The 13,809-nt window shown below is 71.9% G+C and carries 10 protein-coding genes and 1 pseudogene; 9 read left to right on the top strand and 2 right to left on the bottom strand.

Annotated features, from left to right (window positions below; translation table 11 throughout):
- The first annotated feature begins 113 nt into the window (after nucleotides 1–113).
- The 3 genes from ACIQNU_RS15005 to ACIQNU_RS14995 are packed head-to-tail and all read left to right on the top strand — an operon-like array spanning nucleotide 114 to nucleotide 2,385.
- Entirely contained in the window at nucleotides 114–1,196 is a 1,083-nt protein-coding gene (locus ACIQNU_RS15005) for a polyprenyl synthetase family protein (protein ID WP_401365929.1), read from the top strand.
- Nucleotides 1,193–1,435 carry a hypothetical protein gene (locus ACIQNU_RS15000; RefSeq protein ID WP_401365927.1) on the top strand — a complete coding sequence of 81 codons (243 nt, stop codon included), beginning with the start codon at nucleotides 1,193–1,195 and terminating at the stop codon, nucleotides 1,433–1,435. Before ACIQNU_RS15005 ends, ACIQNU_RS15000 begins: the two co-directional genes overlap by 4 nt.
- An 11-nt stretch (nucleotides 1,436–1,446) precedes the next feature.
- Nucleotides 1,447–2,385, top strand: coding sequence for a UbiA family prenyltransferase (locus ACIQNU_RS14995; protein WP_401365925.1), 939 nt, complete (start codon nucleotides 1,447–1,449; stop codon nucleotides 2,383–2,385).
- Between the two features lie 263 nt (nucleotides 2,386–2,648).
- Here the strand turns inward: ACIQNU_RS14995 and ACIQNU_RS14990 are convergent, their stop codons facing one another.
- A complete protein-coding gene (locus ACIQNU_RS14990; protein WP_401365923.1) occupies nucleotides 2,649–4,040 on the bottom strand; it encodes a cytochrome P450 in 1,392 nt (463 codons plus the stop codon).
- A 654-nt stretch (nucleotides 4,041–4,694) separates the two neighbouring features.
- A complete protein-coding gene (locus tag ACIQNU_RS14985) occupies nucleotides 4,695–5,189 on the bottom strand; it encodes a MarR family transcriptional regulator (protein WP_401365921.1) in 495 nt (164 codons plus the stop codon).
- Between the two features lie 54 nt (nucleotides 5,190–5,243).
- On the opposite strand from ACIQNU_RS14985, the gene ACIQNU_RS14980 reads away from it, so the two are divergent.
- From ACIQNU_RS14980 to ACIQNU_RS14955, 6 genes and pseudogenes are all read left to right on the top strand, one after another.
- Nucleotides 5,244–6,125: an NAD(P)H-binding protein gene (locus ACIQNU_RS14980; RefSeq protein ID WP_401365919.1), complete on the top strand. Its 882-nt coding sequence runs from the start codon at nucleotides 5,244–5,246 to the stop codon at nucleotides 6,123–6,125.
- Nucleotides 6,122–6,628, top strand: coding sequence for an anthrone oxygenase family protein (locus ACIQNU_RS14975; RefSeq protein ID WP_401365917.1), 507 nt, complete (start codon nucleotides 6,122–6,124; stop codon nucleotides 6,626–6,628). The genes ACIQNU_RS14980 and ACIQNU_RS14975 overlap by 4 nt, the downstream gene beginning before the upstream one ends.
- A gap of 11 nt (nucleotides 6,629–6,639) precedes the next feature.
- Nucleotides 6,640–7,715 (top strand): annotated as a pseudogene (locus tag ACIQNU_RS14970) (alpha/beta fold hydrolase).
- 100 nt (nucleotides 7,716–7,815) lie between these two features.
- A complete protein-coding gene (locus tag ACIQNU_RS14965; protein WP_401365915.1) occupies nucleotides 7,816–8,802 on the top strand; it encodes a hypothetical protein in 987 nt (328 codons plus the stop codon).
- Between the two features lie 67 nt (nucleotides 8,803–8,869).
- On the top strand, nucleotides 8,870–10,762 hold the full coding sequence (locus ACIQNU_RS14960; RefSeq protein ID WP_401365913.1) for an HSP90 family protein: 1,893 nt from the start codon (nucleotides 8,870–8,872) through the stop codon (nucleotides 10,760–10,762).
- 2 nt (nucleotides 10,763–10,764) lie between these two features.
- On the top strand, nucleotides 10,765–13,803 hold the full coding sequence (locus ACIQNU_RS14955; protein ID WP_401365911.1) for a hypothetical protein: 3,039 nt from the start codon (nucleotides 10,765–10,767) through the stop codon (nucleotides 13,801–13,803).
- Nucleotides 13,804–13,809 lie beyond the last annotated feature (6 nt).

Here is a 13,809-nt window from a genome sequence, read left to right as displayed (position 1 = left end):
CGCGCTTCCGCGCGCCCTGTGGGGCCGGTGAGTCGTGTCGTGTTCGAGGGGAGGAACACGCTGAGCGGGTCCGGGAACGGGCCCGCGGGCTTTGCTGGTCGAAGGAGGATCCTTTGTCCGAGACCGCCGTCCCGCTTCCCGTCTCCGTGCCCGGCTCTGCCGGTGTGCGCAGCGCCGTCGAGGAGCGCTTGGCCGTCTTCCTGGATACCAAGGCGTGCTGGGCGGCTGCGCAGGGCTTCCCCGCAGAGGTCACCGAAGTTCTGCGGGATCTGGTACTGGGTGGCGGCAAACTGATCCGCCCGGTGCTGTGCGTGGCCGGCTGGCGGGCGGCCGGGGGGTGCGGGGACGAGGGTCCGGTGCTCCGGGTGGCCGTGTCGCTGGAGATGTTCCACGCGTCTGCCCTCGTTCACGACGACGTCATGGACCGCAGCGCCACGCGCCGGGGCCGGCCCAGCGCCCATGAGGCCCTCACCGCCCGCCATGTCGGGCGCCCCGACGCGGCGCGGCTGGGCGCGTGCGCGGCCGTGCTGGTCGGGGATCTGGCCCTGGCGTGGTCCGACGAACTGCTGCACACGGCCGGTCTGAGCACCGACCGGTTCGCCGCGGCGACGGTGGTACTGGACGAGATGCGCACGGAGCTGATGTACGGGCAGTACCTCGACCTGCTCGCCACCGGCCGTCCGAGCACCGACCTCAACGCGGCGTTGCGCATCACCCGGTTCAAGAGCGCGAAGTACACCGTCGAACACCCCTTGCAGCTGGGAGCGGTGCTGGCCGGAGCGGGCGCCCGCATCCGCACCACACTCAGCGCGTTCGGCCTGCCGCTGGGCGAGGCATTCCAACTACGCGACGACCTGCTCGGCGCGTTCGGCCACCGCGAACACACCGGCAAACCGAACCTCGACGACCTGCGGGAAGGCAAGCACACCGTGCTGATGGCCCTGGCCCTCGAACGCTCGGACAGCGTGCAGCGCACGGCCCTGCGCCGTCTGGTCGGTGATCCGGACCTCGACGAACACGGCGCGCAGCGCGCCCGGGATCTTCTCACAGCGACCGGGGCGGTCTCGGCTGTGGAGGAGATGATCGCGGACCGGCACCGTGTCGCGCTTCGGGCTTTGGACGGCGCCTGTCTGCACCCCGCGGCGGTCGCCGTGCTGCGTGAGCTGGCGGCGACTGCCGTCGTGAGGTCGTCGTGACACCTGACGGCCGCGTACCCATGCGCGCCCAACTCGGCTGGCATGGCGGGCCGTTGGCGCGGCTGGCCTTCGATGTGGCGGCGGTGGCGGTGGCGGTCGCGGTCGCGGTCCAGCTCAGCGCGGCCAACGCGCCCTCGGCGCTGCTGTTGACCATCGCCGCCGACGTCCGCATCCATCCGGGCGCTTCGATGCCCGCCGCGCGTCTGGCAGAGGCCGCCACTGACTGGACGCACGAGTAGGGAGACACATCATGGTCGCTGGCCAAGACAGGAAATCCACGACGGCGGGCGCCATGAGCGTTGCGGGGGCAGCGCGCCGTCGCCCGCTGGGGTGGCTGGGGTGGCTGGGGTTTGAGGCTTACGTCAGTTGGCGGTTCATCAGGTTGGACGTGCCCCCGGTCGCTGCGGGTCTCGTGTTCGCGGTGGACGCGTGGAAGGTCTCGGGTCAGCCGCTTTCCAGGCTGCCGGCTGGGCTTGCCATGTCGGCGATGTATTTGTGGGCATTCATCTATATTCATGCGCTGGCCAATCAGGCCGCGGGTGTGGACGAGGATCGGATCAACAAGCCCCATCGCCCCATCCCGGAGGGGGTGGTCACGGTCCGTGGGGCGCATGTGCGCTTCGCCGTGGTCTCGCTGCTGTTCCTGGCTCTGGCAGCCGCGGTCGGTGTGGTCGTTTGGTCGCTCCTGTGGTTCGCCTCGGTGTTGCTCTACAACCACCTGGGGCTGCACCGCTCATGGATCGTGAAGAACCTGTACGCGGCCTTCGGAGGCGTGGTGTACCTGGCCGGGGCATGGAGCGTCGTCACCCCTTTGACGAGCCTTGCCGGGGCCTGGCTCACTGCCGCGTTCGCATACGCCACGGCCGTGTTCATCCAGGACCTGCGTGATGTCTCCGGCGACCGGGCGAACGGCCGCAGGACGCTGCCCGTGATCATCGGCAAGACGCGGACCCGGATCGCCGGCGCCGTGGTGTTGTTCGCCTTGCCGCTGCTCAGCGCCCTGCCGCACCTGCGGATTCTGCCGTCTCCCGACGTTACGCCAGTGGTATGGACGGCCACACTTGTGATCACGTGCTGGTTGCTCGCCGCAAGACTCCTCGTCTACAGGTCGTCGCGGTCCGACGACTTGACGTACAAGCTCTACGCCGCTTCGTTCTGCTTGTTCGTCGTCGGCCTCCTCTGCGTGTAGCGCGGATGAGAGGAGGCCGGCTCTGCTCCCTCCCGCTGGTATGGGCAAGGCGGGAGTAAGAGAGTGCCGGTCGACCCGATGGGGCTCAGGAACGATTCTCCGAGTCGGATCGGCGGTGAGCGGTGCGACCATCTGCCAGGCCAGGCCAGGCCAGGCCAGGCCGAGCATCGGCAGCACCCCGAACCCGGTCAGAGAGTCCTTGACCGCTGCGCGCCACGGCGACGACCACGGGGCGGACGGCGCCGTGGCGCGCCGGTCTGCCGTCATGCCCGCCCTTCCCTCGGCGGCAGCGGATCGGGGACACGGGCTGTGGGTGTGGTGACGCGCAGCCGCAGGCCCCTCGGCTGGAACGTGGCCAGTGGCTTGGGCGGCCGGAAGGCGGCTGCGCCGGGGGCTTCCAGGTGCCAGCGTCCAACGATTGTGGCCAGTGCGAGGACGGCTTCGGCGAGCGCGAACTGGTCGCCGATGCACTTGCGGGCGCAGCCGCCGAAGGGAACGAACCCGTGGCGCGGCAGGGGGTGACGCGCCGCGCCGGTCCACCGCCCGGGGTCGAATCGTTCAGGATCGGGGTACAGGTCGGGGCGGCGATGGATCAGGTAGGGGCTGAACACGATCGTGGTGCCGGCCGGGATGGGGTGGCCGGCCAGGGTGGTATCGGTGGTGGTGACCCGCATCGAGAGCCAGGCCGGCGGGTACAGGCGCAGGGCTTCGGTGACGACGGCGCGGGTCAGGGGCAGTTGCCCGGGATCGGCACCGGCGGCGTTCAGCACGCGGCTGGCTTCACTTCGCACCTCGCGCTCAAGGTCGGGGTGTGTGGCGAGCAGGTGCAGTGCCCAAGCCAGGGTCACTGCGGTGGTCTCGGTTCCGGCGATGAAGAACGTGGTGACCTGTTCGATGCATTCGGCATCCGACAGGCCCTGCTTGTCGCCCTCAGTGTCGCCGGCGTCCATGAGCATCGAGAAAATCAGGCCGGCGTCGCCGCGGGCGCGCTGCTCGGCGACGTACGCGGCGATGGCGGCGTGAAGGCGCCGCACGGCCCGGCGGCTCCGGGTGTTGGCGTATGTGGGCAGGGAGTTGAGCCAGCCCGGCTGGATCGTCCGGCGGTACACGCTGGCCACAAGGGTGGCGATGTCGGTGGAGATCCGGTCCCTGCTGGCGGGGTCCGGTCCGGTGCCGAACAACGTCGCGATCAAGGTTCGGGACGCGATGCGCTGGGTCTCGTGCAGGACATCGATGATCTGGCCCTCGCGCCAGGTGCTGGTGGCCTCGTCAATCTGAACGGCCATCGTCTGGGCGTAGCCGGGCAGCAGGTCGGAACGGAACGCGGGCTGCAGAAGCCGTCGCTGCTGGCGGTGCTGGGCATGGGGGCAGGTGACCAGGCCGTTGCCGATGAACTCCCTGCCCCGGTCGTAAAGAGGGCCGCCTTTGTCGAAGATGCGGTCGCTGACCAGGACTTGGTGCAGCAACTCGGTGTCGCACACGACGATCGCCGGATGGCGGCCGATACGGACGGCGACCAGGTCACCGTGGTGCGGGAGCGAGCGCAGGAATCCCAGCGGGTCGCGCAGCAGCGGTACGGCATGGCCGAGCAGCGGCAGCGCGCCGGCGGCACGGGGGATGGCGGGGATGGGGGTGGGGGTGTCAGTCGCGGTCACAGCGCAGCCTTCGGGGTTTCGGCGCGGATGGGTGCGGCGCATGGGCCAGGAGTCGTGCGGCGGATGGGGATTCGGGATGGTCCAGGGGCAGCGGTGAGGCGAGCTGCGGGGTGCGCCCGCAGGCCGGCCAGGTACCCGCAGCCGTGCGTTGGTGAGGACGCGCCGGTAGTCATCGGGCCGGTCTCATCGGGCCGGTCCGATCAGGGTGGAGGCGGCCGAGCGCAGAATGGCGCCCCCCGGCCGCCTTGGTATCCAGGAAGACGGCCAAGCGCTCCTCGACGGCGCTGCGCACACCGGCAGAGCCGGGCACGGAGACGGGAAGCGGGACGGCGGTCTCGGACAAAGGATCCTCCTTCGACCAGCAAAGCCCGCGGGCCCGTTCCCGGACCCGCTCGGCGTGTCCTCCCCTCGAACACGACACGACTCACCGGCCCCACAGGGCGCGCGGAAGCGCGCCACCACCCCAGACAGCGCCGGCAACCTCACCACCGCGCCAGCGCGCGCCTCGCACAACGAGCCGGTCCGTGAATAGCGGGTGGGCATGCACTGACGGCAAGGGGAATGGCCGACCGGGCATGGTTCGGCTGTGCCCAGGATGCTGACTGGCCGCTCCTGTGGGGAGGCGTGCGGGGGCGAGCGTCCTGGTGGTCGGCGTCAGTCTGCGGTCAGTTCCTCGGTCGCGTTTCGTCCTGCCGTGGCTGTGCGGTGGAGGAAGTTGGCCAGGCGTTCGAGTTCCGTGGGGTCGTAGTCCGCGCAGATCTGGTCCAGCGAGGTGTTCATTCCGGCGAAGAGTTCCAGTAGTTCGGCGTTGCGTTCGCGTAGGGCTCGGATCAAGAAGGCTCTGCGGTCCGACGGGTCGCGGTCTCGGGCCACCCAGCCGGCGCGTTCGAGCCGGTCGAGTACCCCCGTCGTCGTGGCCGCGTGCAACCCCGCCCGTCGGGCCAGGGCGGTCGGGCTCAGCGGGCCGTGGGTGTTGATGAGGTCCAGGCAGTCGAGGTCGATGTCCTTGAGGCCGAGGCGGGTGCCCACCTGGCGGTTGAGCAGGGTCAACTCGGCGCCCAGCTCGCGCAGTCCCTGCTTGACCTCGACCGTCGCCCGTCGTCGGCGGCGGGCCGCTTCCCCAGGATCCCCATGTTCTACGGGATTCATAATGTACGCCTCTCGTATTAATGTGCTACGGTTCTCGTATATTACGGCACCTGAATGATCAGGGGGATCTACATGTTCGTGGTGATCGGGGCGACCGGGAGTGTCGGACGTGACGTCGTGAAGCTGCTGCTGGAGGCCGGTGACAAGGTGGCTGCCGTCACCCGCGATCCGGCCGCCGCCGCTCTGCCCGCCGGGGCGCACGTCGTGTACGGGGATCCGTCCAGGCCGGGCAGCCTCACCGCATTGCCGGACCGCGTCGAGGCCGTCCTGCTCAGCCCTCGCGCCGTCGGCGGCGCCGGGCGAGCCGCCGCCGAACTGCTTTCGCTGGCAGCCGCCCGGGGCGCTCGGCGCGTGGTGGTGTTGTCGGCCGCGACCGTCGAACATCCGGCCGGCGAGCGGCGGTTCGCCGAAGAGTTCAGGGCGGTCGAACAGGCCGCCAGGGGTTCCGGCCTGGAGTGGACGTTCCTGCGGTGCGCCGACTTCGCCGCCAACGCACTCGCCTGGGCTCCACAGATCCGCGCCACCGGTGTCGTACGGGGTGCCTACGGTGGCGCCGCGACCTCGCCCATCCACCAGCGCGACATCGCGGAGGTCGCCGTACGGGCGCTGGTGGACCCCGGGCACGCGGGGCGCGCCTATGTCCTCACCGGTCCCCGCTCCCTCGACCAGCGGGACAAGGTCCGCCTCATCGGCGAAGCCATCGGCCGGGACCTGTCCTTCCAGGAACTCGCGCCCGAACAGGTCCGCCGCGCCATGCTCGCGCAGGGTCTGCCCGAGGACGTCCCCGACCGGCTCCTCGGCTCCCTGGCCGACTACGCGCACAATCCGGGCCCGACCACCGACACCGTGGAACAGCTCCTCGGCCGCCCCGCGCTCACCTTCGCCGCCTGGGCCGCCGACAACACCGCCGCCTTCACGGCCCCCGCCCGCTCATGAATCCGCAGACGCGTCCGGCTGCCCGGGTCGCGCGGTGGGCCGGGCTGGTCGCCGGGCTCTTCTCGGGCCTCTTCGCCGGGTTCCTCGTCGCCGTCCTCGTACTCGAACTGTCCCTGCGGAGCTTCGACCGGCACGTGTACACGCAGGTCCGCCACGTCGAACTCGACTCGCTGGACAAGCTCGCGGCCGTCACCCTCCTGCCGGCGCTGATCGCCACGGCACTGCTCGTCGGCGCCCGCATGTTCAAGGCCGGGGAGCGGACTCCCTGGTCGGCGCTCACCGCCCTCGTCCTGCTGGTCGGGGTCCTCGTCCTCACGCTCGTGGTCAACATGCCCGTCAACTCCGACCAGCTCGACTGGACCGTTCAGGCGCCGCCCGCCGACTGGGCGACCGTACGCGATCGCTGGCAGATCGCCCACGGTGTGCGGACGGGCGCCGCCGTCCTCGCGTTCGGGGCCCTGATCGCCCACCTCGCCCACGTCGCACGATCACCACGCCCATGAGGGAGTTCGGCATGAACGAGATCGAACTGTCCGCCGGGACCATCGCGTACGCGGACACCGGCGGCGACGGCCCCACCGTCGTGCTGTTGCACGGCCTGCTGATGGACGCCTCCCTCTGGGACGGTCCGCTCGCCGATCTGTCCGCCGACCACCGCTGCATCGCACCGACGCTGCCGTTCGGCGCGCACCGTCGTGCGATGCGCGCCGACGCCGACCTCTCGCTGCCCGGCGTCGCACGGCTCGTCACGGAGTTCCTCGACCGTCTTGACCTCCACGACATCACCCTCGTCGGCAGCGACACCGGTGGAGCACTCGTCCAACTGCTCATGGCGGACGGCGCCCCGCGCGTGGGGCGGGCCGTGCTCGTCTCGTGCGACGCGTTCGACAACTTCCCGCCGGGGCTGACGGGCAGGACGCTCGTGCTCGCCGGCAGGCTGTCGCCCCGGATGTTCGGGTTGTTCATGCGGCAGATGAGGCTACGGCCGCTCCGGCGGCTCCCGATCGCGTTCGGGTGGCTGACCCTGCGCGGAGACGCCGCCACCGCCCGGTGGACTAGGGCCTGTCGTCAAATTCCCGCCTGCCGGGCGACGCCTGGCACGCACGCTCGCGGCGTTGCCGAAAGGCCCACGTAGCGCCTCCCCCAAGGTCTTGACGACCAGGGGGGACCCCCATCGAGGACCTTCCGGCGCCTTGCGATCGCACGCACCAGACGCCGCCCGGCCCGCCCTACCGGGCGAACGCCGGGAATTTGACGACAGGCCCTAGGCCGGTCATGAAGCAGCACGGGATTCGCCGCGATGCCGTACGCGCCCTGCGGGCCATCGCGGCGGACACGGGGCTGCTGCTCGCCGCCGCCGAACGCCTGCCGCATTTCACGCGCCCCGCCCTCGTGGTCTGGGCGCGCGGAGACCGTGTGATGCCACCCGCGCACGGCCGACGCCTCGCCGAACTCCTTCCCCACGGACGGCTGGTCGAGGTGGCCGACAGCTACACCCTCGTCCCCCTGGACCAGCCGACAGAACTCGCCCGGCTCGTAAGGGAGTTCACCCACGCGCCAGATGCCCCCCAGAGCCGTCAGTCCGCGTGACCGGACCCGTGAAGCGGCCGTGAATACCCTGTGGAAGTGATGTCAGTGGTCGCGCTTATGCTGCACCGGACAATCACGCGGTACCAGGGGAGGGCGCGGCATGTTCGGCAAGCTGTTCGGCGGCGGTGGAGTGAGACCGGCGGCGGATCCGTACGCGCTTCCTGTTCCGCGGCGACAGAAGAACGGGACGTACACGCTGCGCGCGCTCGGGGACACCCGGGTGCTCGCGCTGGTGGAGGCCGCCGACGCGGGGGACTGGGAGGCCGTCAAGGCGGCGCTGGTCCCCTTCGACCTCGGCCGTGATCACCACGTGCTCGCCGAGCTGGGCCGTTTGGACGGGGTGCAGGACTGGATCGGCCGGGCCGTCGACGAGGACAAGGAGCACCGGGCGACCGCCCTCCTGATATCGGGGACCCGCCATATCGACTGGGGCTGGGAGGCGCGTACCGCCGAACGCGCCATGAACGTCTCGCAGGAGCAGTGGCGCGTCTTCCACCAGCGGCTCCGTATCGCCGAGGAGCAGTTGTTGGAGGCCGCCGAGCTGCGGCCGGAGTGGATCACGCCGTGGCGGCGCCTGCTCACCTCGGGCCGTGGCATGTCGCTGGGCGCCACCGTCAACGAGACCCGGCGCGACGCCGCCCTGCGCCGCGACCCGCTGGACCTTGAGGTCCACATGGAGTGGCTGTCGGAGTTGCAGCCCCGTTGGGGCGGTGGGCCGGGGCAGGGCATGGCGTTCGCCCGCGACGCGCTGGCCCGCGCCCCGCAGGGGCACCGGCTCGGCTGCGTGCTCGCCATGGCGCACATCGAGGACTGGGTCGAGTCGGACGGTGCGGACTGCCTCAAGACCCCGGAGATCCAGGCGGAGTTGCGGGCCGTGGCCGACCACAGCATCCTCCACCCGGCGTATGTGCGGAGCCTGGGATGGCAGCACGACTTCAACATCTTCGCCATGGCCCTGTCGCTGTCCGGTGAGCGCCACACCGTCCGGCGCGTCTTCCAGGCGCTCGACGGCGCGTACACGCGGTGGCCCTGGACTTTCTACGTCGATCCCGAGAAGCAGTTCGCCCGCGCCCACCGCCGCGCCTGAGCCCACCCCCCGTACGCCCTTCCCGCTTCGGGCGCCTCCCGTCGCCCCCGCCACTCCGGACTGCCCGATGACCTTGCCCGATACTCCCGACACCGCCGCGAACCCGGCCGGCGCCGATCGCACCTTCCAGGTGGATCTGCGCGGCCTCGTCGACCTCCTCTCCCACCACCTCTACTCCAGCCCCCGCGTCTACCTGCGCGAACTCCTCCAGAACGCGGTGGACGCGCTCACCGCCCGGCACGCGATCGAGCCCGACGACACCCGCGCCCGGACCTTCGGCATCCGCCTCTACGCCGACGGTTCCGTGGTCCGTGTCGAGGACGACGGTGTCGGTCTCACCGAGGCCGATGTGCACACCTTCCTCGCCACCATCGGCCGCAGCAGCAAGCGCACCGATCAGATCGCCGAGCAACGCGCCGACTACATCGGCCAGTTCGGCATCGGCCTGCTCTCCTGCTTCCTGGTCGCGGACGAGATCCACGTCCTGAGCCGGTCCGCCCGTACGCCCGACGCGCCCGCCGTGGAGTGGCGGGGGCGCGGCGACGGCAGTTACTCCGTACGCACCCTTCCCGCGTCCGCCCGTCCCTCGCCCGGCACCACCGTCACGCTGACGCCGCGCGCCGACACGGGGGAGTGGACCCGGCCGGGCCGGGTCCACTCCCTGGCCCGCCACTTCGGCTCCCTGCTCCGCCACCCGGTGACCTTCGACGACGGCACAGGTCCCACAGGTGCTACGGGGGTCGGTACGGGCGGTCGTACGGGCGTGTCCGTCAACCCCGAACCCGCGCCCTGGGCCCGCACCTACCCCACCCCCGGAGCCCGTTCCCGCGCGCTGGCCGCCTACGGCGAGGACGTCTTCGGGTTCGTGCCGCTCGACACCATCGAGCTGGACCTGCCCGCCGTCGGCCTGAAGGGCATCGCGTGCGTGCTGCCCGAGACCGTGCCGACCGGGCGCCGCCACGGGCATCGCGTGCACGTCAAGGGCATGCTGCTGTCCGAGCAGGCCGAGGAGATCCTGCCCGAGTGGGCGTTCTTCGTCCGCTGTGTCGTCGACGCCGAGAGCCTGCGCCCGACGGCGTCCCGCGAGTCGCTGTACGAGGACGACACGCTCGCCGCCGTCCGCGACGCGCTCGCCGAGCGGCTGCGCGCCTGGATCGCGCGGGCCGCCGCCAGCGACCCGGACCTGCTCGGCCGCTTCCTCCAGGCGCACCACCTGGCCGTGAAGTCGCTCGCCGTGCACGACGACGAGATCCTGCGGATGCTGCTGCCCTGGCTGCCGTTCGAGACCACCGACGGGCACACCACCCTGGACGAGTTCGCGCGTACCCACCGGACCGTCCTCGTGACGGCGAGCGTGGAGGAGTTCCGGCAGGTCGCGGCCATCGCGTCGGCCGCCGGGCTCGGTGTTGTCAACGGCGGCTACACCTACGACCGCGAACTGGTCCACCGGCTCCCCGAGGTCAGGTCCTCGGTCACCGTCGCCGACCTCGACCCGGCGACCCTCACCGCCCACCTCGACCCCGTCGACCGTGAGACGGAGCTGGCCGCCATGGCGTATCTCGCGCTGGCCCGCGACGCCCTCGCCGTCTTCGACTGCGATGTCGCGCTGCGCACCTTCCAGCCCGCGTCCGCGCCCGCCCTCCTCGTGGACAGCCGCGAGGCCCGGCACGAGCGCACGCGCTCCCAGCTCGCCCGTGAGCAGGAGGGCGGTGTGTGGGGCGACATCCTCGGCGCGCTGCGCCAGGAGGCGCCCCGGGCCCAACTGATCCTCAACCAGCTCAACCCGCTGGTCCGCGCCGCCGTCGCCATCGACGAGCCCGAGCTGGCCCGTACCAGCGCGGAAACCCTCTACGGGCAGGCCGCGCTGCTGTCCCGGCGCCCGCTGAGGCCCGCCGAGTCGAGCCTCATCAACCGCTCCTTCCTCGACCTTCTCGCCCACGCCCTCCGCAAGGACAGCTGACGATGCCGACCGCACCCCATCCCCAGAACACGGACGAGCTGTACCAGGCGCTCCAGGAGAACGACCGGCGCCCGTACGGCCGCACGCGCACCGTCACCGCCGAGGAACTGGTGGAAGCGGCCGAGCAGTTCGCGGAGCCCGTACCGCTCGTGCACGCGCTCCTCGAACTTCAGGAGGCGTACACGTACGGCTCGGAACCCCGGAAGTCGCCCGTCGTCTTCGCCCGGCTGCTCACGCTCTTCGACGAGCAGCCCGACGTCTTCGACGAGCGCCGGCGCCATCTGCTGTTCTGGCGGTTCAAGTGGGTCGCGAACGCGCTGCGCGCGCTGCCCGAGATACCGCTGTCCAGCCTGCGCCAGTGGCAGCAGGAGATGCGCGACCGGTACGAGAAGGCAGGGCTTGGCCTCCAGCCTTACTACGGACAGGCGTACCAGCTCGCCGCCCACATCGGTGAGGACACCACCCTCGCCTACGAGCTGTGGGCGGGCCGCACCCGGACGCCGCTCAGCGACTGCGAGGCCTGCGAGATCTGCGAGCTGGCCCTGCACCACCTCGCGGCGGGCGACGACGAACGGGCGCTGGGCGCCTGGGAGCCCGTACTCGCCGGGAAGGAGTCCTGCCAGGAGGAGCCGGCCCGCTCCGTCTCGTACGCGCTGCTGCCCCTGCTGCGCACCGGCCGCGCCGAGCGGGCCCGCGCACTGCACCTCGCCGGGTACCGGGGCTGCCGCCGTAATCCGTCGATGGCCGGAGAGGTCGGCCGGCACCTGGAGTTCTGCGCGCTGACCGGCAACGAGGCGCGCGGCCTGGAACTGCTCGCCGAGAACCGGAACCTGTTCGAGGACGTCGAGTCGCCGTTGGACCTGTCCGACTTCCTCACCGGCGCGGAGGTGCTGCTCCAGCGCGTCGAACTCCTCGGCCACGGCGAGCTGCCCGCCGCCGGATTCGCCGGACGCACCTGGACGGTGGCCGGACTCCGCGCCGAGGTGCGGGGCCGCGCCGACGACCTCGCCGCCCGCTTCGACACCCGCAACGGAACCACGGCCCACACCGACCGCCGCAGGGTCCGGCTCGAACGGGCGCCGCTTCTGGACGCGCTGGAACTGACGCTGCGCAGCCGGAGCCTGGACGAGGTGACCCCGGCCGACCAGGTCACCGATCCGGCCGCACGTACGACCACCTCGCGTTCGACCACCGCAGTCCCCGATTCGCTGCCCGAACTCATCCTGCGGGCACGGGAGTTGGACGCCCTGGGGCACCCGGACGCGCGAGCCTGCTGGGCGCGGCTGCGCACGCTCGCCGCCGCCCGGGACTACACCCACCCCGACGATCCGGCGGTGGGCCCGCTCGTACGGCTGCGCGCGGACCTGCTGTCCGACGAGGCGGGCCGGGCGGGCGACGAGGAATCCGGCGTCGCCGCCGCGCTCCACGAGGAGGCGGCGGGGCTGTACGAGGACGCCGGGCTGCCGGGTGACGCGGCGACCGCCCGCGCTTGCGCGCTGCTCGCCGCCGCCGACGACTCCGCGGGCGACGACCCCACCGATACCCCGACCGACATCCCCACCGATATCCCCACCGAGGACGCCGACGGGACCGAGGCGAAGGCCGCCGCGAAAGCTGCCGCGCGGACCGCCACGCTGGTCACCGCCTTCACCGACGTCCACGCGTCCGTGGTCCGTCTGCACGAGGAGACGCCCGGCCTCACCCCCCTCCAGGAGGCCCGCCTGCTGCGGCTGCGGGCGACCGCGCTCGGGTTGCGGCTCCAGACCTCGGGGAGCGAGGAGCACGTCGCGCCGGTCCTCGCCGAGGTGGAGCTGCTGCACACGTTCGCCACCCGGCACGACGTCGTCGGGCAGATCGCCGGCGCCCTGCTGCTGCGGGCCAGTGCCCACGCGATCTCCGGCGACCTGCCCGGCGCGATCGCCGGACTCGACGGCCTCGTCGCGCGGTTGAAGACGCACGGCCCGGCCTGGCACCTGCCCCGCGCGCTCGGTACGCGTGCCAGGTGCCGGTTCGGCCTCCAGGACTGGCAGGCCGCGCACGCGGATCTGGCCGAGGGTCTGCGGCTGGCCGCCGACTGGCCGGCCGACTCCGTCGACACCGCCCGCCTCCACAGCGATCTGGCCGAGGCGTGCATGCGCCTCGGCCGCCACGAGGAGGCGTTGCGGCATCTGACGCGCTCGGCGGAGCTGGAGCTGCGCCGGGGCAACCGGACGGACGCGTACTGCTCGTACAGCAACGCGGCTCAGCTCAGTCTCGACCTGGGCCGTGTCGAGGACTGCATCGCCCTGCTCGACTCCCTCCTCGCCGAACCGGACGTCGCCGCAGGGGAGCTGGACGGCCGCCTCGTCGCCCAACTGCGCCTGACCCGGGCCCGCGCGCTGCACGTGGGCGAGGACCTGAAGGCCGCCACGGCGGAGTTCGTCGCCCTCGCCGCCGAGTCGGCCGGCTGGGACGACGACCCGGGCAGCCACGCCATGATCGCCGCCGAGACCGCCGTACTCCTCGCCGAGGCCGGCGAGTTCGGGCGGGCCCGTGAGGTCGCGGACCAGGCGCTCGCCGCCCATGCCCGCGCCCCTCGCTACGAGCAGCTCAGCAACTCCCTGCGCGAACTCGCCCGCCTCCAGGCCCAGCAGCAGGGCGGCGAAGGGCTGGCCGAAGCGCTCGTCCACCTCGAAGCCGCGGGCCGCGTCGCCGACGAGGCGCGCGCCGCCGCGTTCGAGGCCCGGGGCAGGTCCCTGGACACCGCCCTGGCGTACGAGCACGGGCGGGTCCACGCCTATGCCGGTGCGTACGACGACGCCCTCGCCGCACTGGAGAAGGCCGTCGGCCTGCTCGGCGAGCCGGGAGCGGACCCGGACCACGCCGGCGAGTGGGCCGAGTGCGTCCGGCTCGCGGGCGCCGTGGAGGGGATCTACCTGGAGCGCCCCGCCCCCGCCCTCACCCGCGTCGACGCGGCGGTCTCCCGGCTGACCGTCCTGGGCCATACGGAGGAGACCGAGCAGTTGACCGCCTTGGCGGCTCGGTTGCGCGACGAGGGGTGACGGCGG

Source organism: Streptomyces sp. NPDC091292 (genome assembly GCF_044757265.1).
Lineage (GTDB): Bacteria > Actinomycetota > Actinomycetes > Streptomycetales > Streptomycetaceae > Streptomyces.
This window is presented reverse-complemented; position numbering and strand designations above follow the sequence as displayed.

What these genes read in the sequence shown, in the direction of transcription:
- ACIQNU_RS14965 (WP_401365915.1), top strand. Translation starts at nt 7,816, where the DNA reads ATGTTCGGCAAGCTGTTCGGCGGCGGTGGAGTGAGACCGGCGGCGGAT.
- ACIQNU_RS14955 (WP_401365911.1), top strand. Translation starts at nt 10,765, where the DNA reads ATGCCGACCGCACCCCATCCCCAGAACACGGACGAGCTGTACCAGGCG.
- ACIQNU_RS14975 (WP_401365917.1), top strand. Translation starts at nt 6,122, where the DNA reads ATGAATCCGCAGACGCGTCCGGCTGCCCGGGTCGCGCGGTGGGCCGGG.
- ACIQNU_RS14985 (WP_401365921.1), bottom strand. Translation starts at nt 5,189, where the DNA reads ATGAATCCCGTAGAACATGGGGATCCTGGGGAAGCGGCCCGCCGCCGA.
- ACIQNU_RS14995 (WP_401365925.1), top strand. Translation starts at nt 1,447, where the DNA reads ATGGTCGCTGGCCAAGACAGGAAATCCACGACGGCGGGCGCCATGAGC.
- ACIQNU_RS14980 (WP_401365919.1), top strand. Translation starts at nt 5,244, where the DNA reads ATGATCAGGGGGATCTACATGTTCGTGGTGATCGGGGCGACCGGGAGT.
- ACIQNU_RS14960 (WP_401365913.1), top strand. Translation starts at nt 8,870, where the DNA reads ATGACCTTGCCCGATACTCCCGACACCGCCGCGAACCCGGCCGGCGCC.